This window comes from Agromyces protaetiae (assembly GCF_030866785.1).
In the GTDB taxonomy this organism is placed as follows: domain Bacteria; phylum Actinomycetota; class Actinomycetes; order Actinomycetales; family Microbacteriaceae; genus Agromyces; species Agromyces silvae.
Map to the genome: position 1 here is coordinate 654,411 of NZ_CP133018.1, position 20,767 is coordinate 675,177.

Here is a 20,767-nt window from a genome sequence, read left to right on the forward strand (position 1 = left end):
AATGCAATTAGCTTATGGGCGCAAGGGGCGCCGCCCGGCCCGCCCGGTAGTCTGTCGGAGTGCCAGTGAACCCCGAGCTCCAGGGGCGGACGTTCCCGCCGACCGAGCCGTATCTCGTCGGTCGTGAGAAGGTGCGCGAGTTCGCCGATGCGGTCTTCGCGACGAACCCCGCGAACCGTGACCTCGACGCGGCGATCGCCCTCGGCTACGCCGACCTCGTCGCCCCGCCCACCTTCGCCGTGGTCGTGCAGGAGCGTGCGCTCGCCGCGCTCCTCGCCGAACCCGACACCGGCATCGACTTCGAGCGTGTCGTGCACGGCGACCAGCGCTTCGTGACCACCCGCCCGATTCTGGCGGGCGACGAGCTCACCGCGACGCTCACCGTGTCGAACGTCAAGACGCTCGGTGGCCACTCGATGGTCAGCGCCGACACCCGGATCACCGACGCCGCGGGCGAACACGTCGTCACGGCGATCTCGACCCTCGTTGTGCGAGGAGACGACTGATGACCGCGACCATCCAGATCCCCGAGTTCGACGCCCTCACCGTCGGCGACGTGGTCGCCGAGCGGGTCTTCGCCGTCGCACGCGACTCGCTCGTGCGGTACGCGGGTGCCTCGGGCGACTTCAACCCGATCCACTACCGCGACGACGTCGCGCGCGCGGTCGGACTGCCCGGCGTGCTCGCGCACGGCATGCTCACCATGGGCCTCGCCGTGCAGCCGGTCGTCGACTGGGCGGTCGACCCCGGCCGCATCCTCGACTACCAGACCCGGTTCACCCGGCCCGTGATCGTCGACCCCGAGCTCGGCGCGGTCGTCACGGTCATCGCGAAGGTCGGCCAGCTCGACGCCGAGGCGCGCGTCGCCAGGGTCGATCTGACGGTGACGTTCCGCGACGAGACCGTGCTCGGCAAAGCTCAGGTGCGCGTGCAACTCTGATGGGCTCGGATCTGATGGACTCGGAGACGGACACCGGCCGGGACATCCGTTTCGCCGACCTGACGACCCTGCGCGTCGGCGGCCCGATCGGCCGGCTCGTCACGGCGACGACGCCCGCCGAGCTCGTCGAGCTCGCCACCGAGGTGTGGGCCGCCGGCGACGACTGGGTCGTCGTCGGCGGGGGATCGAACCTGCTGGTCGCTGACGACGGCTTCGACGGCACGGTGATCAGGATCGCGTCGCGCGGCATCGAGCTGCTTCCGGATGCTCCGGAGGGTGCGGTGCGTCTTCGCGTGCAGGCCGGGGAGAACTGGGACGAGCTCGTCGCGTGGACCGTCGAGCACGGCTACTCGGGGCTCGAGGCGCTCTCGGGCATCCCGGGCGCGGTGGGCGCGTCGCCCGTGCAGAACATCGGTGCGTACGGGCAGGAGCTCTCGGACGTGCTCGTCGCGATCGAGTTCCTCGACGAGGGTGCGACCGAGCCTCGGCGGATGACCGTCGACGAGCTCGAGCTCGGCTATCGCACGTCGGTGCTGAAGCGCGGGCTCGCGGGCGTCGTCGTCTCGGTCGAGCTGGAGCTGCACGACACCGCCGCCGAACGCGCGGTGCTGGGCGAAGCGATCGGCGCACCGGTCGCGTACCGTCAGCTCGCCGACGCGCTCGGGGTCCAGCTCGGCGACCGCGTGCCGGTCGTGCGCGTGCGCGAGGCCGTGCTCGCGCTGCGCCGCGCGAAGGGCATGGTGCTCGACCCCGGCGACCGGGACTCGGTGAGCGCGGGCTCGTTCTTCACCAACCCGATCGTCACGGAGCGCGTCGCGCGCTCGCTGCCGGTCGATGCGCCCAAGTGGTACCTCGCGCCCGAGCAGCCCGACGAGGTCACGCCGCTCGCGAGCCTCGCGAGCCAGAGCCCGCTCGACGCGTTCCTCGCGCATCAGGCCGCGCTCGAGGACGCCGAGCGGCAGGCCGCGATCGCTCCGGAGGATCCGCTCGTGAAGCTCTCGGCGGCCTGGTTGATCGAGCGATCCGGCATCCGCCGCGGGTTCGCGATCGCCGGTTCGGGTGCGGCGATCTCGTCGAAGCACACGCTGGCGCTCACCAACCGCGGCAACGCCACCGCCGAAGACGTCGCGCAGCTCGCCCGGTTCGTGCAGCAGCGCGTGCAGGCCGAGTTCGGCATCGTGCTGCATCCCGAGCCGGTGCTGCTCGGCATCGAGCTCTAGCCGCGCGCTGGCGCGCCCGTTCAAGCCGGCCGCCTGGCCCGCGCCCACCACCATTCACGTTGGAAGTCGAAAAGTGGGTAGGAAGGCGCCCCTGCGCGGATTCCTACCCACTTTTCGACTTCCATCACACTGCGGGCCGCTCGAGTTGGGCGTCACACGCGGTCGGACGCCGGGCGGTCGGAAGCCGGCCGGTAGACGTCGAGGGCGGCGGGGATGACGCGCAGGGCCGTGCGGTACCCCGGGGCCTGGCTTGCGGCGTCGGCGCGCTCCGGCTCGTCGCGAGCCACCTCGCCGTCGTGCGCGAAGCCCGGTGGCTGCCCCCTGCGCGGATGCACCACGACCTCGAGCGCGTCGGTCGTGTATGCGTCGACCCGATCGGGGAGCAGCCGCAGCCCGCGGAACACCGCCGACGTGCGGCGCCCGAACGCGAGCGACGCGGCCGCGCGCGGGCGTGATCCGGCGCGCAGGATCCGCACGTCGAGCACGCCGTCGTCCAGTCGCCGCCGCTGCAGGGGTGCGACGATGCCGGAGTCGTTCTCGCCGACGCCGACGAACACGGTCCAGACACTGAGGCGTCGACCGTCGACCTCGACCGCGATGGGCTCAGCCCGGCGCAGCACCCGGCCGGCCGCGATGAGCGCCGCGATCCACTTGCCGAGTCGTGGCTGCAGCCGTTCCCGTTCGATGACGAAGTCGGGGTAGACCCCGACCGATGCCGTGTTCAGCACGGTCAGCGGCGGCTGCGCGTCGAATGTGAGCTCGCCGACGTCGACGCGCACGCCTTCGCCCCGCTGCAGTGCGTCGATCGCGAGGTCGGCGGATGCCGCGCCCGCGGTGCGGGCGAAGTGGTTGAACGTGCCGCCCGGTACGACCAGCAGCGGCAGCCCGGCCTCGCGCGCGACGTGTGCGACGGCCGCGACCGTGCCGTCGCCGCCGCACACGCCCAGTACGCGCGGCGGGTTCGGCCCGGCGATCGCGCGCCGCGCGACCTCGGCCGGATCATCGCCGTCGTCCAGCAGATGCAGCTGTGCTCGAGGGAGCCGGTCCTCGAGGATGTGCACCGGATCCGCGCGCACGACGCTCGTGCCCGACGACGGGTTCACGACCACGAACACGTCCTCGCCGTCAGGCGACGCCGGGAGCTGCCGGTCCGCGCCCGCAGGCGCATCGTCGGATCCGCGAGGCCGCCGGACGAGTGCGGCACCCACCCCGGCCACGACTGCGCCGAGGGCGAGTCCGCCCGCGACATCCGACAGCCAGTGCGCCCCCACATGCAACCGCGAGTAGCCGACGCCGAGCGCGAGCGGTGCGATCGCGGCGCCGAGCCTGGGGTTCTCGGCGGCGACGCCGACCGCGAAGGCCGCCGCGCTCGCCGAGTGCCCGGAGGGAAACGCGGGCGTGCTCGGCTGCCGGGCGAGGCGGCGCCCGATCGGCACCTCCTCGAGGATGGGCCGGTCGCCGCCGAAGATGCGCTTGGCGATGAGGTTCGCGACGATGCTCGCCGCGAGCAGCGAGAGCGCGCCGCGCGCGGCGGCGCGACGACGGCCCGTGACCGCGAGCACGCCCGCGAGCGTCCACCACAGCACCCCGCGGTCGGCGAACCGGGTGACCCGCGACCAGAACCGGTCGGCCAGCGGATGCGTCGGCCGGGCGTTGACCGCACGCGCCGCTCGTGCGTCGGCGCGGCGAACCCACGCAGGAAGCAGCCGCACACGCTGGGCGGCGACACGCGGATCGGATGCCACGTGCCCAGCGTAGATCGGATCCGCCGCTCGGCGACGCACAATCCGACCTCCCGCCGCATGAGCGGATCGGAGCCGGCCCGTATGCGAGCATCGTCAGAGCAGGCGGAGCTCCATGGCGCGGGTGACGGCGCGTGTGCGGTCGTTGACGTCGAGCTTCTCGAAGACGTGTCCGAGGTGGGTCTTGACGGTCGCCTCGCCGATGTGGAGCTGACGCGCGATCTCTGGGTTGGAGCGGCCGGCTGCGACGAGGCGCAGCACCTCGAGCTCGCGCGGCGACAGGGCCGGGGTCGGAGCGGATGCCTCGCCGCGCACCCGGCGCACGAGCTTCGCCGCGATCGACGGGGCAAGCACGGTCTCGCCCGCGGCGACCGCCCGCACGCCCGCGAGGATCTCCTCCTGCGGTGCGGCCTTCAGGAGGTATCCGCTCGCCCCGGCCTCGATCGCCGGCAGCAGGTCGTCGTCGGTGTCGTAGGTCGTGAGCACGAGCACGCGCGTGCCCGCGTCGGCCCCGACGATGCGTTCGGTCGCGGCTGCGCCGCCGAGCACGGGCATGCGCAGGTCCATGAGCACGAGGTCCGGGCGCGTGGCCTCGGCGATGGCGACGGCTTCGGCGCCGTCGGCGGCCTGGCCGACGACCTCGATGCCGTCGGCGGTCTCGAGCAGGCCGACGATGCCCGCGCGAACGATGGGGTGGTCGTCGGCGACGACGACGCGGACGGGTGCGGTCATGCGCGGCCTCCTTCGGGGTCGATTCGGTCGGGCCGGTCGACAGGGGTCGTGCCTGTCTCGGCGGTCGCCGCACGGTCGTTCCGTGCCGGCACCTCGACATCGAGCTGCGCACCGCCGCCTTCGGCTGGCCCGAAGACGGCCCGGCCGCCCACGAGCGCCACCCGATCGCGGATGCCCGCGAGCCCGAAGCCGTGTGCACCGGGCGAGGCGCCGCCCGGCCCCACGCCGTCGTCCCGCACCGTGAGCCGCACCGTGGCGTCGTCTCGGAGAACGGTGATCCAAGCGTGCTGCGCCCTCGCGTGCTTGCGGACGTTCGCGAGCCCCTCCTGTGCCGTGCGCAGGAGGACGACCTCGAGCTCGCGGTCGAGCGCGGCGGTCGTCGCATCGACGGTGACGCGGACGCCCGTCTCGCGCTCGAACGTGGCGGCGAGCCGGCCGAGCGCATCCGCGAGCGTGGTGTCGACCGCGACGGGCGTGAGTGCCGCGACGAGCCCGCGAGCCTCGGTGAGCGCTTCGCGGGCCATCTCCTCCATGAGCACGATGTCGTCGCGGGCCGCCCGAGCGGGCTCGCCCTCGACCTTCGCGAGCCGGTTGCCCGTCCGCTGGGCGAGCATGACGAGGCCGGTCAGGCTCTGCGCGATGGTGTCGTGGATCTCGCGGGCGAGCCGTGCCCGCTCGTCGGTGACGCCCGCGTCGCGGTGCATGGCCGCGAGCTCGCCCTGTGCGGCCTGGAGCTCGGTCAGCAGCCGATCGCGCTCCTCGCCGTACTCGGCGATGCGCGTGATCCACAGGCCGAGCGCGATGCTGAACCCGATCGACAGCGTGCCGATCGCGACGCCCGGCAAGAGACCGTCGTAGCCGTACTGCAGCACGTAGCCGAGCGGGACCGCGATGCCGACGAAGATGTTCGCCACGATCGCGCTGCGGGTGTTCGGGGCGGAGATCCAGAGGAATGGGTAGAAGAACGCCTGCATGATGGCGAACGAAGACTGGCCGGTGCTGCCGACGGCGAGCAGCACCCCGAACGTGATCGCCAGGATCACGAGGTGCGTCTGGCCGGTGGTGCCGATCCGCGGTCGCGCGTAGGCGAGGTAGAAGAGCGCGAACCCGCCGGCGGCCAGCCAGGCCAGCCACTCCTGCGGACCGTACGGCGGCTCGATCAGCGCCAGGAACAGCACGACCGCCAGGGTCGCGAGCGCCGCGAGATCCCACCAGCGGCGGTTCACCATGTCGCCATGGTCTCACGGGCCGGATGCCACGGGCGGGCCGGATGCCACGGGCGGGCCGGATGCCACGGGCGGGCCGGATGCCCCGGGCGAGCCGTCTGCCCGCCCGAGGCATCCGTCTGCCCGGAGCATCCGCCCATCACGCGTCGCGCCGGATCCAGCGGAATGTGAGCCGGCTGACGACGAGGCCGACGATGAGCCAGACGACGAGCCAGACCGCGACCCAGCCGAGGTCCCAGGCGCCGTGCTGCTCCGCCGCCGCGAAGTCCTCGGGGAGGAACACGGCGCGCATGCCCTGCGCCATCCACTTGAGCGGGAAGAGGCTCGCGATGTTCTGCATCCATTCGGGCAGCGCGGTGAACTGCAGGTACACGCCTGAGATGAACTGCAGCACGAGCAGGATCGGCACGATGACCGCGGTTGCCGACTTGCCGCTGCGCGGCAGCGCCGAGAGCGCGATGCCGAGCAGTGCCGAGGTGACGATGCCGAGCACGAACACCCAGGCGAACGTGAGCCACTTGTCGGGCTCGGTGGGCAGTGCGATGCCGAACGCGAGGACCGCGACGGCGAGCAGCAGCGCCGCCTGCAGGATGCCGGTCACGAAGACCTGCCCGATCTTCCCGAGGAAGTACGACACGGGCGACAGGGGCGTGCCGCCGAGCCGCTTCAGGGTGCCGTCGCTCTTCTCCATCGCGATGTCGACCGCGAGGTTCTGCACGCCGGAGAGCAGGATGCCCGCGGCGAGGAGCCCGGGCAGGTAGTAGGCGCCGAAGCTCACGCCCTCCGCGCCCGGCCCCGGCGTGATGTCGCCCTGCGAGCTGAACGCGGCGGTGAAGATCGCGAGCATGATGACGGGGAACAGGAAGGTGAAGAAGACGGTGTCGAGCGAACGGAAGTACCCCTTCGTCTCGTAGCCGATGCGCGAGGCGCCGACGGTGATCAGGCTCATGCGAGGGCCTCCTCAGAGGTGGGTGCGGCGGCGCCGGCGCCGCGCACGAGTTCGAGATAGATGTCTTCGAGGCTGGGCCGGACGACCTCGAGGTCGGCCGGCTCGCCTCCGGCGGCCTCGGCGAGGGAGGCCACGAGCTGAGCGGGTTCCTCGGTGCGCTGTTCATGTGCGGTGCCGTCGCGATCGCGCCAGCGCACGATCGGCACCCGCGCCTCGGCGCCGCCGAGCTCGTGGATCGGGCCGACCTCGACGAGCTTGCCGCCGATGATCACGCCCCCGCGGTCGCCGAGCTGCGCGGCCTCGTCGAGGTAGTGCGTGGTGAGGATGATCGTCGTGCCCTCGGCCTTGAGGCCGCGGATGAGCCCCCAGAACTCGCGGCGCGCCTCAGGGTCGAACCCGGTCGTCGGCTCGTCGAGGAAGAGCAGCTCCGGGCGGCCGATGATGCCGAGCGCGACGTCGACGCGCCGCTTCTGGCCGCCCGAGAGTTTGCTGATACGGGTGCCCGCCTTCTGTTCGAGCCCGACGGCCGAGATCACCTCGTCGACGTCGCGCGAGTCCGGATAGAAGCCGGCGAAGTGCCGCAGCTGTTCGCGCACCGTGAACTGGGGCGTCTCTGCGGTCGACTGCAGCACGATGCCGAGTCGGGCCTTCCAGTCGAGGCCGCCGCGCGCCGGGTCGACGCCGAGTACCGAGACCTCGCCGTCGGTGCGGCTGCGGTAGCCCTCGAGGATCTCGACGGTCGTGGACTTGCCCGCGCCGTTCGGTCCGAGCAGGGCGAAGGTCTCGCCGCGCGCGATGTCGAGGTCGATGCCGTCGACAGCGGCGAACGTGCCGTACACCTTGCGCAGCCCGCGCACGTGCACCGCGAGGTCGGAGTCTGTTCGTTGCATACGCCGAGCCTCCCGCATCGCCGCCTCCGGCGGCAGCCGCCGACCGGCTGGTTTCCGGCATCCCCCGATCGGCGGATGCTCTCATTCGCGTTGGAGGTCGTTCTTCGCGTCGGAGGTCGGTCTGGACCGACCTCCGACGCGAAGAACGACCTCCAACGCGTGTGCCGGGCCGGGGGCGGGCGGCCGGGAGGCCGGGGACGGGGTGGGGGATCAGTGGGGGAGGACCAGGGAGATGCCGAGGGCGATCATCACCACGGCGATCACGGCGTCGAGGATCCGCCAGGCGCGCGGGCTCGCGAGCACCCCGCCGAGCAGGCGAGCGCCGTAGGCGAGCGCGAGGAACCAGGCGATGCTGCCGAGGCCGGCGCCGGCCGCGAACACCCAGCGCCCGTCGCCGTGCGTGTTCGCGATCGTTCCGAGCAGGAACACGGTGTCGAGGTAGACGTGCGGGTTGAGCCAGGTGAGCGCGAGGCACGTGGCGAGGGTTGCGGTCAGGGTCGCGCCCCGCGTCGCCACGGCGACCTCCGCGTGCGAGCGGCCGGATGCCTCGGGGCGGGCGTCCCGGCCATCTACCTCGCTCGATGCGCCCTCGGCGGCAGGCACCGACAGGGCCGCGCCGCTCGGCCGCAGCGCGCGGCGTGCCGCAAGGAGCCCGTACCCGACGAGGAAGGCCGCGCCGGCCCAGCGGACGGCGTCGATGAGCCACGGCACGGCGGCGAGCACCGCGCCGACCCCGGAGACGCCGACGAAGATCAGCACGAGGTCGGAGATCGCGCAGGTCAGTGCCACGGCGAGCACGTGCTCGCGGCGGATGCCCTGGCGCAGCACGAACAGGTTCTGCGCGCCGATCGCGATGATCAGCGAGAGGCCGAGTCCGAGTCCGGCGGCGAAGGTCGAGAGGTCCACGCCATCGACGCTAGGCATCGGCAGTTATGAAGTCCAGTTCATGATTCTACAGAACCATTAGTAGCACTTCAGATAGCCTGACTCCGATGAGGATCCCGCTCGATCTCGCTCGCACCCTCGCCGTCGTGGTCGCCGAGGGCACGTTCGACGCGGCCTCGCGGGCACTCGCCGTCACGCCGTCCGCGGTCTCGCAGCGCATCAAGGCGCTCGAGCAGCAGCTCGGTCGCGTGCTCCTCGTGCGCAGCAAGCCCGTGCGGCCCACCGACGCCGGCGCCGCCATCGTGCGCCTCGCGCGTCAGCTCGACCTGCTCGAGCACGAGGCGCTCGCCGGATTCGGCCTCGAGGCCGCCCCGGAGCATCCGATCTCCATCCCCCTGGCGGTGAACGCCGACAGCCTCGGGACGTGGATCCTGCCGCCGCTCGCCGACATCGCCACGAGGCATCCGGTGGTCTTCGACCTCTACCGCGACGATCAGGACTTCACCGCCGAGCTGCTCGAATCGGGCACCGTGATGGCCGCGATCACCTCGCAGGCGTCGCCGGTTGCCGGATGTCTCGTGCGCCCGCTCGGCGCGATGCGCTACCGGGCGGTGGCGACGCCCGCCTTCGCCGCCCGCTGGTTCGCCGACGAGGGCGGCCGCGTCGACGCGCTGAACCGCGCGCCGGTCGTCGACTTCGACCGCCGCGACGACCTGCAGGCGGCGTACGCGCGGGCCGTCGGCGCCGACCCCGCCGCCGCGCCGCGGCACTACGTGCCGGCCTCGAACGACTTCGCGATCGCGGTGAAGCTCGGACTCGGCTGGGGCATGCTGCCGACGTTCCAGTGCGCCGACGAGCTCGCATCCGGGGCGCTCGTCGCGCTCGGCGGGCCGCCGTTCGATGTGCCCCTGTACTGGCAGCAGTGGAACCTCCGCTCGCCGCTGCTCGACGGCATCGCCGACACGGTCGTCGCGGCGGCCCGCACCGCCCTCGACCCGCTCGGCTAGCGCCGACCGCCTGAGTGTTCAAGCCCTATCGCATGCGGGTTCGGGCGCGTTGGATGGAACCACACGCGGAGAACCCGCCGACGAGAGGAGCCCCACATGGGTGCAGACGACCGGATCAAGAACACGGCCGAAGACCTCAAGGGCAAGGCGAAGGAGGCCACCGGTAAGGTGACCGACAACGAGCGGCTCGAGGCCGAGGGCAAGATGGACCAGGCCAAGGCGGATCTCAAGAACGCCGGCGAAGACGTCAAGGACGCCTTCAAGCACTGACGCCCTCGTGAGCGCAAGGCCCGCATGATCCGCTGGATCTGCGGGCCTTCGGTCTGTCAGCCCCCAGGCGGTGTCAGTCGGCGGATGGCTCGCGGCGACGTCGGCGCAACCGCCATGTGTTCCCCTCGTCGGTGAGGTGGGAGAGTTCGTCGAGGGCGGCGAGCGCGAGCGCGAGGCCACGGCCGGCCTCGGCGTCCGTGTCGGGCATGGCGACTCGGGACAGGTCGAGGATGGGCGGATTCGCCGAGTCGCGGAACACCGCGATCAGGTCGTCGTCCGTGGCCTCGAGGTCCAGTCGCGCCTCGACAGGCCCGAGGTCGGAGGCACCATGCTGCACGATGTTGGTCGCGACCTCGACGACCGCGAGCTCGAAGAGCATCCGATCCTCGTCGTTCGCCGGGGCGAGCTGCCAGAGCTCGGCGAGTGCGCGGTGCACGTCGTCGAGGAAGGTCTCGTCGGCGCTGCCGGTCACGCGGATCAGTTCGCCCTCAGTCGACATCGAACGCCGCCTCTGCTGAAGGGTGGTTCGGCAGCACCTGGTCGAGATTCGTCAGGCGCAGCACCATGCGCACCTGGTCGGGCGCGGCAGCGAGCCGGAGGTCGCCACCCGCCTGCTGGACCGTCTTGTGAGCGCCGACCAGCGCGCCGAGCCCCGACGAGTCGATGAACTCGACCGCGTCCAGGTCGACGACGATGCGAGCGTGCCCCTGCTGGACGAGATCGTCGACCGCATACCGCAGCACGGCCGCGTTCGAGAGGGTGATGCGGCCCTCGGGGCGGATCACGGCATACGCGTCTCCCGGGTCGATCGTGAGTTTCATGCGTGCTCCGTTCTCGCGTCGGGGAGGCGCCGGATGACGACGGCCGTGACGTCGTCGGGCAGCGACCGGCCGTCGGCGATGCGCCGGACGGTCGCCACGCAGTCGTCGGGCCGACTGGTACGTGCCACCTCAAGCATCTGTTGCAGAGGGTGGTCGCCGAGCAGGTCGAGCAGACCGTCGCTGCAGCACAGCACGGCGTCACCAGGATCCAGGACGATCTCGCCCGCCGCCTTGCGGTCGCCGAACGACATGCCGAGCGGCAGCCCATCGGAGTGCAGCGCCGCCCACTCGCCGTCGGCGCGGAGCACACCGACGAGGTTGTGGCCGGCATCGACGAAGCGCATGCGGCCGGTTCGCGCCTCGAGCTCGGCGTGGAAGAGGGTGACGAAGGTCGTGGCCTCGGTGAGGTCCTGGTCGAGCAGCGCCGTGGTGCGCTCGACCGCGTGCACGAGCTCACGGTCGGCCGAGGTGTGCAGTGCCGCGCGGACGCTCGCGGCGGTGATCGCCGCGCCGACGCCCTTGCCCATCACGTCGGCGACGGTGAACCGCATGCCGCCCGGCACCTCGTACCAGTCGTAGAAGTCGCCGCCGACGCGACCTGCGGCGAGGCTGATCGCGGCCATCTCGTACCCGGGCATCTCGGGTGTCGTCCTCGGCAGCAAGCCGCGCTGGACGACGGAGGCCCGGTCGAGCTCGTCGTCGCGACTGAGCTCCGACTGCAGCCAGCCCGCGAGGTCGCGCAGCAGCTCGCGCTCGTGCGAGTCCATGGTGCGGGGGGCGGTGTCGACGATGCAGAGCGTGCCCACCTGTTCTCCGCCGGGGGCTTGCAACGGATGCCCGGCGTAGAAGCGCAGATTCGGCTCGCCCACGACGAACGGGTTCTCGGCGAACCGCGGGTCCGTCGCCGCGTCCTCGACGACGAGTGTGCCGCTGCCTCGCACGGTGGCATCGCAGAAGGACTGCTCTCGCGCGGCTTCCCGCCCGCCCAGCCCGATCTCCGCCTTACGGAACTGGCGGTCGCCGTCGAGGAAGGTGACACTGACCATCGGGACCTCGAACAGCTCGTGCGCGAGCCGGGCGACCCGGTCGAAGCGTTCCTCACGCGGGGTGTCGAGGATGCCGAGCTCCTCGACAGCACGCTGCCGTGCGTCGTCATCGAACAGGACGACGGTTCCCCCATCCACCATGCCTTCCACCCTAGAGCGTCCTCACCCGCGGTCGCGGACGGGTCAGAGCCAGCCGCGGTCGCGCGCGACCCGAGCGGCGTCATGCCGGGTCGAGGTGCCGCTCTTCTGCATCGCGCTCGAGAGGTAGTTGCGCACCGTGCCGGGGGCGAGGTAGAGCCTGCGCGCGATGTCCTTGACCGAGTAGCCCTCGCGCGTCTCACGGAGCACGTCGAGCTCGCGTTCGGTCAGCGGCGAATCGTCGACGACGGATGCTTCGAGCACATCGTGGGCAATCCACCGTCGCCCGGTGCGCAGCTCGCGCAGCACGTCGGCGATCTCTTCGGGGTCGGCGCTCTTGCTCATGAACCCGAGCACCCCGAACTTGAGCGCGCGTCGAAGCACGCCGGGCCGCGCGTGCCTGGTGAGCATCAGCACGCGCTGATCAGGCAGGCTCGCCCGGATCTCGGCGACGGCCTCGAGGCCGTCCATGCCCGGCATCTCCAGGTCGATGACGAGGACGTCAGGCCGGTGCTCGAGCGTCGCCGCCACGGCTTCCATGCCGTTCGAGGCCTGGGCGACGACCTGAATGCCACCATCCATGGGGAGCAGCGCGGCGAGCGCCATGCGCAGGAGGTGCTCGTCGTCGGCCAGCACCACGCGGATCGGATCGTCCTCAGTCATCCCGCCTCGCCTCCTCGCGCCCGTTCACCGGATCGAGCTCCACCAGTACCGTGAACCGGCCCGATGCGTGCCCGAAGTGCAGCGAGCCGCCGGCTTCCTCGACGCGCTCGCGAAGCCGCGCGAGTCCGCGAAGCGGGTTGTCCGCGCCGCTGTGCGCGCCGTCGTTGACGACCTCCACCATGATCGGCGACGCCGTGATCGTCACCGTCGTCGGGTGCGCGTGCCGGAGGAGGTTGGTGGTGGCCTCACGCAGCACCTGGGCCAGCAGCGGATGCGGGTGCGCACCGCTCCCGGGGTCGAATCGCGCGTCGACGGCGAATCCGGCGGCTTCGCAGAGCCGTTTCGCGTTCTCGAGCTCCGCCGACAGATTCAGTTCGATGCGTGCGTAGGCGAGCGCTCGGGTCTCGGTGATCGCCTCATCGGCCAGTCGCCGGATCTCGCCGAGCTCCTGCTCCGCCCGCTCGGGCTCGACGCGGACCAGGCGGCCGGCGAGCGCGGCCTTGAGCTTGATCACGTGCAGCGAGTGGCCCTGGATGTCGTGCAGGTCGCCGGCGAAGCGCACCCGCTCGCTGGCGACCGCAAGCTGGGCTTCGGCGTCTTGCGCGCGTTCCAGGCGACGAGCCACGAGCCACACCTGCTCGCTGATGAGCACCACCCCGGAGATGAAGAGCGTGCCGACGAACGGGGTGAGCAGATACGCAGCCGCGAGCTCCCCGCTCGCCTCGTTGAAGACGAACGCTCCGGCGCCGACAGCCGCGACCCCGAACGCGAAGACGGGGATCCACACCATCCGCCGCCTCGTTCGTGCGAGCAGGAGCGCGCCGACCAGAGCCACGGGGAGGAAGCTGAGCGGGCTGGAGACGCCCAGCGCGCCCATGATCCACGCGGCAGCGGTGATGCCGAGTGCGAGCAGCGCCCGCCGCGGGTAGCCGTCGAGGCTCCATTCGCGCAGCAGTCCGAGCGTAAGCAGGAAGCTGAGTGAGATGATCAGCCCGTCCCACCAGGTGCTCGCCGTGAGCGCGACGCCCACGATGCTCAGCGGCGCGATCGCGGCCACCGCGGTGATCATGGCGAGCCGGCGCATGCGGATGACGCTCGGGGAGTCGTCCCGCGCGTGGTCCTGATCGTCGACGTTCAAGGGTGTGTTCCGGTTTTCTGCCGTGTGATCGCCCGGCCGGTGGGGACCTTCGCGACCAGCGCGGCCACGAGGAGGACGAGTGCCACGTACTGCAGCGCGCCGTTCGAGGTGAAGAATCCCGTGACCCCTTCGGGAAGGACGGTGAAGAGCCCGAAGTCGAAGTAGTACAGCCCGATGTAGGCGAGGAAGACGGTCGCGGAGAGGATGATGATGGCGTTGAGGGCGAGGTCGAAGAGCTTCATGGTCCCCACAGAGTCGCGTCTTCCGGCCGGACGAGGTAGTGACGCCACGTCATCTTTCCCGGTGACACCACGCCACTGCACACGCGGGGAACGCTCTGGTGCGATGAGTGCATGACAACGAACAGGACCACTTCCGTACCGACCGAACGTGTGCGGCTCTGGCGACGCCCATTCCGGGTCATCCGCGAGAACCTGCGCGTGTACCTCATCATCAACGCCGCGGCGTATGGACTCGCGCTGATCGGGTTCAGCCTCGGGCTGCTCTTCCCCGACCTGGTGGCGGAGCGCGCCGTGGGACTCGAGGAGGACGGCACCGGCGAGCTCGTGCGCACGTTGTTCGAGACGCCCCCGCTGTTCGCGTTGGTGATCTTCGCGGTGAACGTGTTCGGCCTCGCCGGGCTGAGGATCGTGCTGCCATCGCTCATCGTGCCGTTCGCGGGCCTCCCACTGTTCGGCTACTGGGCGGTCACCACCGGAGTGACCATCGTGCCGACGTCCGCCCCGGGTTGGGTGTTGTTCATTCCGCACTCGCTCACCCTCGTCATCGAGTTCCAGGCGTACGTGCTGCTTCTGCTGGGTGCGTACCTCATCGGCAAGGGCTGGCTCGTGCCACGCTCGGTCGGCGCGGCGAATCGACGTCGCGGGTATCTCTTCGGACTGAGACGACTCGGGCTGCTCGCGCTCCCGGCGCTCGTGCTGTTCGTCATCGGTGCCGTGTGGGAGGCGTACTCGCTGCGCTACCTCGTGGGCCCGCTCGGTGAGCTCCTGCTGTAGGCGACGCGAGGAACGGAGCCGGCGTCCGGTCGAGGTGACGCCGGCTCCGTGCTGTCCGGTGATGCCCGGGCGAGCGACCTCTCCGATTCGCACAGCGCACTCCTCCGCGTCGCGATTGACAGTGACGTCGATGTCAACCGCAACGTTCGCGCGACGATTCCTGCCGCGCTGCCGGTGCCGCGTCAGCCGAACAGGCGCTGCAGGCGCTGGATGCCCTCGAGCAGGGGCGCGTCGCCGAGCGCGTAGCTGAACCGCAGGTAGCCGCTGGGGCCGAACGCCTCGCCCGGAACCGCCGCGACATCGGCCTGTTCGAGCATGAGGTCGGCGAGCTCGAGCGAGGTCGTCGGCGTCACGCCGTTCCAGTCGCGACCGAGCAGGCCCGAGACATCCGGATACGCGTAGAACGCGCCCTGCGGAACCGGGACCGTCACGCCCTCGATCTTCGAGAGCTCGGCGACGATCGTGCGGCGTCGCCGGTCGAACGCCCGGCGCATCGCCTCGACCTCGTCTTGCGGGCCCGTGAGGGCTGCGATCGCGGCGCGCTGCGAGATGTTCGAGACGTTCGACGACAGGTGGGACTGCAGGTTCGCGGCGCCCTTGATGACGTCGGCGGGCCCGACCATCCAGCCGAGACGCCAGCCGGTCATCGCGTAGGTCTTCGCGACGCCGTTGACGAGGATGGTCTGGTCGGCGAGCTCGGGGACCGCCTCGACCACCGACAGCGCGCGCGGCGGGGTGCCGTCGACGTCGTCGGCATAGGTGAGGTTCTGGTAGATCTCGTCGGAGATGACCCAGATGCCGTGCTCGAGCGCCCACTCGCCGATCGCCCGCACCTGCTCGGGCGGGTACACCGCGCCGGTCGGGTTGGAGGGCGAGACGAAGAGCAGTACCTTGGTGCGCTCGGTGCGCGCCGCCTCGAGCTGCTCGACCGTGACGAGGTAGCCCTGGTCGGCGCCCGCGAAGACGTCGACCTGCCGGCCGCCGGCGAGCTTGATCGCCTCGGGGTAGGTGGTCCAGTACGGCGTCGGGACGAGCACCTCGTCGCCGTCGTCGAGCAGCACCTGGAACGCCTGGTACACGGCCTGCTTGCCGCCGTTGGTCACCACGACCTGGCTCGCCGTGGCGGCGAGACCGGAGTCGCGCAGCGTCTTCGCCGCGATCGCCTCGCGGAGGTCCGGCAGGCCCGCGGCGGGCGTGTACCGGTAGTTCTTGGGGTCGCGCGTCGCGGCGAGCGCGGCCTCGACGATGTGCGCGGGGGTCGCGAAGTCGGGTTCGCCTGCGGCGTACGAGATGACGGGTCGCCCATCGGCCTGCAGGGCCTTCGCCTTCGCGTCGACCTTGAGCGTGGCGGACTCGGCGATGGCGGCGATTCTGGCGGAGAGGCGGGCTCGGCTGGTCACCCGACCAGCCTACGGGGCGGATGTCCCGGTGCGCGCGCGTGACCGGGAACACCGCGCTCGTCCGGCATACCGGGTTTGGCGGCGCGCCCTCCGTCGCCTACACTTGCTGAGGTTGCGGAAGTCGGCCAAGCTTCTCCATGCCCGAATTTGATGGGCGGGGCAAACGAGGCCGAAGGTCGTGACACCGACGAAGGCACACGTCTTCGAAGGGCGGTGGCTCAATTGGTAGAGCAGCGGTCTCCAAAACCGCAGGTTGCAGGTTCGAGTCCTGTCCGCCCTGCGAGCCGGCAGGCATTGCCGGCCCACGAAAGGGATACGAGTGGCTCGGAAAGTCATCGACGAACCCAGTGAGGATGTCGTCGCCAACGCCAAGCGCGAACGCGCGGCGCGGCGTAATCCGTTTGCTCGGATCGCGCTGTTCATCCGGCAGGTCTTCGGCGAGCTCAAGAAGGTCGTCACGCCGACGCGGCGTGAGCTGATCAACTTCACGATCGTGGTGCTCATCTTCGTCATCATCATGATGGCGATCGTGTACGGGCTGGATCAGTTGTTCGGCCTGTTGGTGCTGTACGTCTTCGGGACGCCGGGCGTCTGATCAGGCCCTCGGCCGCCGAAGCAGAACCCCCGGGTCTGCAACCGGGCAGAGAGAAGGATCACAACGTGACGAAGTACGAGCGCGACGACGTCGACTGGGCGACTGCCGCCGAGCAGTCGTCAGAGGTCGACGAGGTCCAGGAGGGGCTGTCCTCCGAGCACGACGAGGAGTCCGTCGACCCCGCCGAGCAGCGCGCCGTCCACGTCGTCGACGACGAGGGGAACGACGTCGACCTCGACGCGGTGCTCGACGCGATGGCCGAGGCCAGCGACCCCGAGGCTGACGCCGTCGTCGACGACGCCCTCGAGATCGATTCGGTCGAGGAGGCCGAGGCCGCCGTCGAGGCCGTCGAAGAAGAGGAAGAGCTGGCCGAAGAGGCCGACCCGTATGAGGAGTTCCGCGCCGAACTGCGGTTCCTCCCTGGCAAGTGGTACGTCATCCACTCCTACGCGGGCTTCGAGCGCCGGGTGAAGGCGAACATCGAGCAGCGGCGTGAGTCGATGGCGATGGCCGACTACATCTACCAGGTCGAGGTCCCCATGGAGGACGTCGTCGAGATCAAGAACGGCCAGCGCAAGATGGTCACGCGCGTGCGCATCCCCGGCTACGTGCTGGTGCGCATGGAGCTGAACGAGGAGAGCTGGTCCGTCATCCGGCACACCCCCGGTGTCACCGGCTTCGTGGGCAACGCCCACAACCCGACGCCGCTGCGCTTCGAGGAGGCCTTCGGCATGCTGAAGAGCCTCGTCGAGCCGAAGGACGTGCCGGCGGCCAAGTCCGGCGCCAAGGCGAGTGCCGGTTCGGCCGGCGCCGCGCGCGTCGTCCCCGCCGAGGTCGACTTCGAGATCGGCGAGACCATCACGATCAAGGACGGCTCGTTCGCGGGCCTGCCCGGCACGATCAACGAGATCAAGCCCGAGAGCGGCAAGCTCACCGTGCTCGTCTCGCTCTTCGAGCGCGAGACCCCGGTCGAGCTCAGCTTCGACCAGGTCACAAAGCTCTAGGAAACTCCCAGCACACCAGCGGCAACCCTCCGGTAGTATCGGAGGGTTGTGCTGCGTGCGGACCACCCACGATCAGCACACGAGCCACCGCGACCCGGAACCGCCGGGCCGTCGGGAGAGTGCCCCGCGAGGGGTGTTCGAACAGAAAGAGAGAAATCATGGCACCGAAGAAGAAGGTCACTGGTCTGATCAAGCTTCAGATCAACGCCGGCGCCGCCAACCCCGCACCGCCCATCGGTCCGGCGCTTGGTCAGCACGGCGTGAACATCATGGAGTTCTGCAAGGCCTACAACGCGGCGACCGAGTCGCAGCGCGGCAATGTGATCCCCGTCGAGATCACGGTCTACGAAGACCGCTCGTTCACCTTCATCCTGAAGACCCCGCCCGCCGCCGAGCTCATCAAGAAGGCCGCCGGCGTCGCCAAGGGCTCTGGCGTCCCGCACACCACCAAGGTCGGCAAGATCTCGAACGACCAGGTGCGCGCCATCGCCGAGCAGAAGATGGCCGACCTCAACGCGAACGACCTCGACGCCGCGTCGAAGATCATCGCGGGCACCGCCCGCTCGATGGGCATCACGGTCGAGTAATCGCCTTCGCGGATGCCTCGTCCGAGGCGTCCGGCACCCCAGAACTCTCATTCGTGGCAGCGCCGGCCAGGCGCGATGACCACACTCTCGCTAGGAGAATCCACATGGCACAGAAGTCCAAGGCCTACCGGGCCGCGGCCGACAAGATCGAGGCCGGCAAGTACTACACCCCGAGCGACGCGGTCGCCCTCGCGAAGCAGACCGGCTCGGCGAAGACCGACTCCACGGTCGAGGTCGCGCTGAAGCTCAGCGTCGACCCCCGCAAGGCCGACCAGATGGTCCGCGGCACCGTCATCCTCCCGCACGGCACCGGCAAGACCGCGCGCGTCATCGTGTTCGCGACCGGCCCTGCGGCCGAGGCCGCGATCGCGGCCGGCGCCGACGAGGTCGGCGGCGCCGAGCTCATCGAGAAGGTCGCCGGCGGTTACACCGCCTTCGACTCCGCCGTCGCGACGCCCGAGCTCATGGGCCAGGTCGGTCGTCTCGGTAAGGTGCTGGGCCCCCGCGGCCTCATGCCGAACCCGAAGACCGGCACCGTGACCCCGAACCCGGCGAAGGCCGTCGAAGACATCAAGGGCGGCAAGATCGAGTTCCGCGTCGACAAGCACGCCAACGTGCACTTCGTCGTCGGCAAGGCCTCGTTCTCGGCCGAGCAGCTCGACGAGAACATCAAGGCCGCGCTCGAAGAGGTCGTCCGCCTCAAGCCGTCGAGCGCCAAGGGCCGCTACATCCAGAAGGGCGCCGTGTCGACCACGTTCGGCCCCGGCATCCCGCTGGACGTCAACGCCATCTGAGTCTCGCACTCACGGCTCGAGTCGGCGCCAGCGCCGCAGGGAGCCCGAAGGCCCGCCGGTTCACGAACCGGCGGGCCTTCGTGGTCCTCAGGCGGCTTCGCAGTACACGCTGCGTTCGCCGAGGATCACGCCTTGGGCATTGGCCTGGTCGAACGCAAGCGACCAGTTCGAGCTCTGATTTCGTTGGATCGACGCCTGGACGAAGTTGTTCATGCCGAAGACGTGTATCGGCAAGCTCAGGCGCGGCGTCCCTGAGTTGCACGACGGCCAGACAACGCTCGCTTGGCCCAGCCGAAGGCGCCCGTACATCAGGTTGCCGAGCCAGGTGTACTTGCCGGTGACCTCCGTCGAACTGAATGAGAGGCAGTGGCTTCCGCCGGAGATTGTCGCACAACCGAGTGGTTGCGCGTCCGAGTGATCGGCAAGCGGAGTGCCGTCGCCTGCCACGCGAGGGTTGGCGACCTCCTCCGTAGTCGGCTGGTAGCCTTCTCCACAATCGGCCGCGTACGCCCGGACGACGTTCGCCGCCGAGAACTCCGCGGTCGCTGGCAGCAGTTCCACGTGAGCCTCGCCGTTGATCTGGCAGTCCCATTGTGCGAGTCCTGCCGCGAACGGGAAGCCTTTCCAATACTCATAGGAAGGTCCAGCGAAGGCGTTCCAGTCCTCATCCGGATCTCCGAGGACCGGAGACACCGGCCGGACGTGGGTCGCGACGTAGTCCGCGACGACGAGGGCCGCAGCCTGCGCTGCGGGCGATGGCGGGGCGGGTTCGCTGGCAGGCGCGACGTATGGCGCCGCGGATGCCCCCAACGAGCCGGTCAGGGTGAGCCCGGCGGTCATGAACACGGCCAGACCGGCGAGCATGACTCGATGTGATGTGATGCGCATGGATCTCCCAATGTACTAATGGGCAAGCGCGCGACATCCTACGCGTGAGCGCATGAATCGTCCACCGTCGATCCGCACGTATACGGCGTCAGACCAGGGGCCAGTGTGCGCACGCTCGCGTCACGCGTCGACGCGGAAGCCTCGCTCGCCGGTCGGATCCAGGTCGCTCGTGGTGAGCGCGGTGACCTCCGCGCCTGGCGGGCCTTCGTCGAGCCACGCGAGCATGCGGTCGACCGCCCCGGGCTCGCCCTCGATCTCGGCCTCGACCGCGCCGTCCGATCGATTGCGCACCCACCCCGAGATGCCGAGACGCTGCGCTTCGACCCGCGCGCCGAAGCGGAAGCCGACGGCCTGGACGCGACCGTGCACGACGACGTGGACCCGGACCATACGTGCCTCCTGGCAAGCAGGGTACGCCCGAACCGCGCGATCGAGGGCTAGGCTGCCCCGCATGGGCGTGCTCAGTGAGTACATCGGCGAGTTGCACCCGGCCGAGCGCGACGCGCTCGACCGCATCAGGATTCGTGCACTCGAACTCGTGCCCGAGGCCGAGGAGGGCACGGGCTACGGGATGCCCGCGCTCATCTATCGCGGCCGGCCGCTGCTGAGCGTGCGCGCCGCCAAGACGCATCTGGGCTACTACCCCTTCAGTGCCGACGTCGTCGACGCCGTGCAGAGCGACCGCGACGGCATCGACTGGTCGAAGGGCACGATCCGGTTCCAGCCGGCGCATCCGCTCTCCGACGAGCTCATCACCAAGCTCGTCCTGCTGCGCCGCGACGAGATCGACGCGGCCCAAGACCGATAGGCGTATGC

Annotated in this window: 26 protein-coding genes and 1 tRNA gene; 12 read left to right on the forward strand and 15 right to left on the reverse strand. The window is 70.3% G+C overall.

Annotated elements, in window-relative coordinates; genetic code table 11:
- Positions 1–59 precede the first annotated feature (59 nt).
- From QU602_RS03010 to QU602_RS03020, 3 genes are read left to right on the forward strand one after another with little or no spacing between them, the layout of a single operon-like run.
- The gene (locus QU602_RS03010; RefSeq protein ID WP_308798682.1) at positions 60–506 is read left to right on the forward strand and encodes an FAS1-like dehydratase domain-containing protein; all 447 of its coding nucleotides are present in this window, start codon (positions 60–62) and stop codon (positions 504–506) included.
- Positions 506–940 carry a MaoC family dehydratase gene (locus tag QU602_RS03015; RefSeq protein ID WP_308798683.1) on the forward strand — a complete coding sequence of 145 codons (435 nt, stop codon included), beginning with the start codon at positions 506–508 and terminating at the stop codon, positions 938–940. Before QU602_RS03010 ends, QU602_RS03015 begins: the two co-directional genes overlap by 1 nt.
- Before the next feature lie 14 nt (positions 941–954).
- Entirely contained in the window at positions 955–2,160 is a 1,206-nt protein-coding gene (locus QU602_RS03020) for a UDP-N-acetylmuramate dehydrogenase (protein WP_308798684.1), read from the forward strand.
- A 152-nt stretch (positions 2,161–2,312) separates the two neighbouring features.
- Here QU602_RS03020 and QU602_RS03025 read toward each other — a convergent pair whose 3' ends face one another.
- The 6 genes from QU602_RS03025 to QU602_RS03050 form a co-directional block, all read right to left on the reverse strand.
- Entirely contained in the window at positions 2,313–3,905 is a 1,593-nt protein-coding gene (locus QU602_RS03025; protein WP_308798685.1) for a bifunctional phosphatase PAP2/diacylglycerol kinase family protein, read from the reverse strand.
- 93 nt (positions 3,906–3,998) lie between these two features.
- Complete coding sequence (locus QU602_RS03030) at positions 3,999–4,634, reverse strand: response regulator transcription factor (protein ID WP_308798686.1); 636 nt, start codon at positions 4,632–4,634, stop codon at positions 3,999–4,001.
- A complete protein-coding gene (locus QU602_RS03035) occupies positions 4,631–5,863 on the reverse strand; it encodes a sensor histidine kinase (RefSeq protein ID WP_308798687.1) in 1,233 nt (410 codons plus the stop codon). The genes QU602_RS03030 and QU602_RS03035 overlap by 4 nt, the downstream gene beginning before the upstream one ends.
- A 136-nt stretch (positions 5,864–5,999) precedes the next feature.
- The gene (locus tag QU602_RS03040; protein WP_308798688.1) at positions 6,000–6,809 is read right to left on the reverse strand and encodes an ABC transporter permease; all 810 of its coding nucleotides are present in this window, start codon (positions 6,807–6,809) and stop codon (positions 6,000–6,002) included.
- A complete protein-coding gene (locus QU602_RS03045) occupies positions 6,806–7,699 on the reverse strand; it encodes an ABC transporter ATP-binding protein (RefSeq protein WP_308798689.1) in 894 nt (297 codons plus the stop codon). Before QU602_RS03045 ends, QU602_RS03040 begins: the two co-directional genes overlap by 4 nt.
- A 210-nt stretch (positions 7,700–7,909) precedes the next feature.
- The gene (locus QU602_RS03050) at positions 7,910–8,605 is read right to left on the reverse strand and encodes a LysE/ArgO family amino acid transporter (protein WP_373692876.1); all 696 of its coding nucleotides are present in this window, start codon (positions 8,603–8,605) and stop codon (positions 7,910–7,912) included.
- Between the two features lie 86 nt (positions 8,606–8,691).
- On the opposite strand from QU602_RS03050, the gene QU602_RS03055 reads away from it, so the two are divergent.
- Together QU602_RS03055 and QU602_RS03060 are read left to right on the forward strand one after the other, a co-directional pair.
- On the forward strand, positions 8,692–9,591 hold the full coding sequence (locus tag QU602_RS03055; protein WP_308798691.1) for a LysR family transcriptional regulator ArgP: 900 nt from the start codon (positions 8,692–8,694) through the stop codon (positions 9,589–9,591).
- Positions 9,592–9,687: 96 nt separating this feature from the next.
- Complete coding sequence (locus tag QU602_RS03060) at positions 9,688–9,861, forward strand: CsbD family protein (RefSeq protein WP_308798692.1); 174 nt, start codon at positions 9,688–9,690, stop codon at positions 9,859–9,861.
- A gap of 73 nt (positions 9,862–9,934) precedes the next feature.
- Here QU602_RS03060 and QU602_RS03065 read toward each other — a convergent pair whose 3' ends face one another.
- From QU602_RS03065 to QU602_RS03090, 6 genes are read right to left on the reverse strand one after another with little or no spacing between them, the layout of a single operon-like run.
- The gene (locus QU602_RS03065) at positions 9,935–10,360 is read right to left on the reverse strand and encodes an ATP-binding protein (RefSeq protein ID WP_308798693.1); all 426 of its coding nucleotides are present in this window, start codon (positions 10,358–10,360) and stop codon (positions 9,935–9,937) included.
- Positions 10,350–10,682 carry an STAS domain-containing protein gene (locus tag QU602_RS03070; protein ID WP_308798694.1) on the reverse strand — a complete coding sequence of 111 codons (333 nt, stop codon included), beginning with the start codon at positions 10,680–10,682 and terminating at the stop codon, positions 10,350–10,352. The genes QU602_RS03065 and QU602_RS03070 overlap by 11 nt, the downstream gene beginning before the upstream one ends.
- Positions 10,679–11,869 carry a PP2C family protein-serine/threonine phosphatase gene (locus tag QU602_RS03075; protein ID WP_308798695.1) on the reverse strand — a complete coding sequence of 397 codons (1,191 nt, stop codon included), beginning with the start codon at positions 11,867–11,869 and terminating at the stop codon, positions 10,679–10,681. The genes QU602_RS03070 and QU602_RS03075 overlap by 4 nt, the downstream gene beginning before the upstream one ends.
- A gap of 42 nt (positions 11,870–11,911) precedes the next feature.
- Positions 11,912–12,529, reverse strand: coding sequence for a response regulator transcription factor (locus QU602_RS03080; RefSeq protein ID WP_308798696.1), 618 nt, complete (start codon positions 12,527–12,529; stop codon positions 11,912–11,914).
- Entirely contained in the window at positions 12,522–13,667 is a 1,146-nt protein-coding gene (locus QU602_RS03085; RefSeq protein ID WP_308798697.1) for a histidine kinase, read from the reverse strand. The genes QU602_RS03080 and QU602_RS03085 overlap by 8 nt, the downstream gene beginning before the upstream one ends.
- Positions 13,664–13,909 carry a hypothetical protein gene (locus tag QU602_RS03090; RefSeq protein WP_308798698.1) on the reverse strand — a complete coding sequence of 82 codons (246 nt, stop codon included), beginning with the start codon at positions 13,907–13,909 and terminating at the stop codon, positions 13,664–13,666. Before QU602_RS03090 ends, QU602_RS03085 begins: the two co-directional genes overlap by 4 nt.
- Before the next feature lie 111 nt (positions 13,910–14,020).
- Between QU602_RS03090 and QU602_RS03095 the strand changes: the two genes are divergently transcribed.
- Positions 14,021–14,683, forward strand: coding sequence for a hypothetical protein (locus tag QU602_RS03095; RefSeq protein ID WP_308798699.1), 663 nt, complete (start codon positions 14,021–14,023; stop codon positions 14,681–14,683).
- Between the two features lie 182 nt (positions 14,684–14,865).
- Here QU602_RS03095 and QU602_RS03100 read toward each other — a convergent pair whose 3' ends face one another.
- Positions 14,866–16,083, reverse strand: a complete 1,218-nt coding sequence (locus tag QU602_RS03100) for a pyridoxal phosphate-dependent aminotransferase (RefSeq protein ID WP_308798700.1) — start codon at positions 16,081–16,083, stop codon at positions 14,866–14,868.
- Positions 16,084–16,290: 207 nt separating this feature from the next.
- Here QU602_RS03100 and QU602_RS03105 point away from each other — a divergent pair.
- From QU602_RS03105 to rplA, 5 genes are all read left to right on the forward strand, one after another.
- A tRNA-Trp gene (locus QU602_RS03105) sits at positions 16,291–16,363 on the forward strand.
- Between the two features lie 39 nt (positions 16,364–16,402).
- Entirely contained in the window at positions 16,403–16,678 is a 276-nt protein-coding gene (gene secE / locus QU602_RS03110) for a preprotein translocase subunit SecE (RefSeq protein ID WP_308798701.1), read from the forward strand.
- 65 nt (positions 16,679–16,743) lie between these two features.
- A complete protein-coding gene (gene nusG, locus QU602_RS03115) occupies positions 16,744–17,682 on the forward strand; it encodes a transcription termination/antitermination protein NusG (protein ID WP_308798703.1) in 939 nt (312 codons plus the stop codon).
- A gap of 158 nt (positions 17,683–17,840) precedes the next feature.
- Complete coding sequence (gene rplK, locus QU602_RS03120) at positions 17,841–18,269, forward strand: 50S ribosomal protein L11 (protein ID WP_308798704.1); 429 nt, start codon at positions 17,841–17,843, stop codon at positions 18,267–18,269.
- A gap of 104 nt (positions 18,270–18,373) precedes the next feature.
- Entirely contained in the window at positions 18,374–19,063 is a 690-nt protein-coding gene (gene rplA, locus QU602_RS03125) for a 50S ribosomal protein L1 (protein WP_308798705.1), read from the forward strand.
- Positions 19,064–19,150: 87 nt separating this feature from the next.
- On the opposite strand, the gene QU602_RS03130 is transcribed toward rplA, so the two are convergent.
- Together QU602_RS03130 and QU602_RS03135 are read right to left on the reverse strand one after the other, a co-directional pair.
- Positions 19,151–19,951 carry a hypothetical protein gene (locus tag QU602_RS03130; protein ID WP_308798706.1) on the reverse strand — a complete coding sequence of 267 codons (801 nt, stop codon included), beginning with the start codon at positions 19,949–19,951 and terminating at the stop codon, positions 19,151–19,153.
- 120 nt (positions 19,952–20,071) lie between these two features.
- Positions 20,072–20,341 (reverse strand): acylphosphatase, encoded by a 270-nt coding sequence (locus QU602_RS03135; RefSeq protein WP_308798707.1) that lies wholly within the window; start codon positions 20,339–20,341, stop codon positions 20,072–20,074.
- Positions 20,342–20,402: 61 nt separating this feature from the next.
- Between QU602_RS03135 and QU602_RS03140 the strand changes: the two genes are divergently transcribed.
- Complete coding sequence (locus QU602_RS03140) at positions 20,403–20,759, forward strand: iron chaperone (RefSeq protein WP_308798708.1); 357 nt, start codon at positions 20,403–20,405, stop codon at positions 20,757–20,759.
- Positions 20,760–20,767 lie beyond the last annotated feature (8 nt).